At 43.9% G+C, this 1,559-nt stretch carries 1 protein-coding gene; it reads left to right on the top strand.

Translation table 11 applies throughout. The features are described 5' to 3' along the window. Positions 1-515: 515 nt before the first annotated feature. Positions 516-1,403 (top strand): PEP-CTERM sorting domain-containing protein, encoded by an 888-nt coding sequence (locus JGK07_RS33025; protein WP_293199407.1) that lies wholly within the window; start codon positions 516-518, stop codon positions 1,401-1,403. Positions 1,404-1,559: the final 156 nt, after the last annotated feature.

Below are 1,559 nucleotides of genomic sequence, written 5' to 3'. Positions count from 1 at the left end.
AGCTTGCTTACCTTGGGATGGCCGACCACTCAATAGCGCAGGAAGTGAACTCTTTCATTGTAGCTAAAGATGGCTTTAGTTAAGTTTGGGTAAGTTTTATGAAGCAGTCGGGAAAAATTCGATCGATTTATGCAGCGCTTCAATTGCAGAAACTACCGCCCGAGTTAGAAGGAACGCGCGATGCCTGCTGTTAACGCAATGTGATATATGGCAGGAATTTGCTTGACTGTTGTTAAAACCTGCGTAGGCGACAGCCGAGACGTTAGCCATCGCCTCTCACCGAAAAATAAGGTTTAAAGTCCCTGGGCTCTGCTGTGCTGGTTGTGGCGAGAGTTGATTCTTTAGTTACGGGTATTGGTTAGTTTTTTTGACTAATCTCAGTGATATTACGTAATTACTGACAAAATCTTCACCAAAACTTTAATAAAATATACTGGAATGTGTGATTTACTGAAAATCAAAATAGTCGATCGACAAAATTGATAATTTAACACACATTCATCAGGAAGTTTTTTATGAATCCCATTACAAAAAACAGCTTTCGCTGGACTTACTCGGTGGCTGTCTTCCTTGCAATTATTGGATTACAGCAACCAAAGGCTACAGCAGCAACGCTATCTAACGGCTGGAATTATGCGATCGACTCCTTCAACGACGGCGTGACAGATGGTAGAGTCGGCGGCGGCGAGTTTGAATTTTACGGCATCGCCATCAAAGAAACATCAGACACGGCTTTCATCGCCATCAACTCCAATCTCAGTTTAGCTGGATATGCACGCAGCAACGTTCTCCGAGGCAACATCAACTACGGCGATTTGTTTTTCAATTTTTCCGGTCAAAACTTCAACACAGCTAATGCAAATCGCAGCTTATTTGGCATTCGCTTTGCCGACGGCAATGACTCAGGTGTAGCGACAACAGGCATTTATAGCAATGTTACAGCGAAAAGCTTTACTCAAGCGAACGATGGATTTTCTAATCTAACCGGATACAATACTCATGTTCGATCGGGAGGTGGAACCTCGTCAATCGGTGATTTAGCTGCTACAGACCCGTATTTTCAACAAACAGGAGAAAATACCGTTCTCAATTCAATTGCTTCGGGTACAAAAGTAGGAGAAATCTCTGCTTTAACTTCAGCAACTTTGAGCGCCATGGGTCTTGATTTCTCGCAGTTTAATGCAGTAGGTTCTCAAACCATCGGATTCAGTTTCGATAAATCTGCTATGCCTTCTGGCAGTTATGTTGCTAATTTGTTTGCTGAGTGCGCTAATGATGCGATCGCCATTAAAGGAGAATTTGAGGCCGTACCCGAACCTTCTACATGGTTCGGTACTTTAGTAGGATTGAGCTTTTTAGGTATGGGTGCGGCGAAACGCAAAATCAAGCGCAAGGTTGCTTGAGGCGATCGCAGCATTCTGGCGAACTGGCTCTCTGGCCCATTCGACTATAACATTTACGGTATGTAGTTGCGCTTCAGCGCTCTTTGGCTTGGTATATGAAAGAGCGCGGCGTGGCTGATTGACGGTATGAATTAAGTTCTACCAAAAAGCTCAACG

This window comes from Microcoleus sp. PH2017_24_DOB_U_A, assembly GCF_020738205.1.
Taxonomy (GTDB): Bacteria; Cyanobacteriota; Cyanobacteriia; order Cyanobacteriales; family Microcoleaceae; genus Microcoleus.
This window is presented reverse-complemented; position numbering and strand designations above follow the sequence as displayed.

Coding starts and splice junctions, on each gene's coding strand:
- JGK07_RS33025 (WP_293199407.1), top strand. CDS start 516: ATGAATCCCATTACAAAAAACAGCTTTCGCTGGACTTACTCGGTGGCT.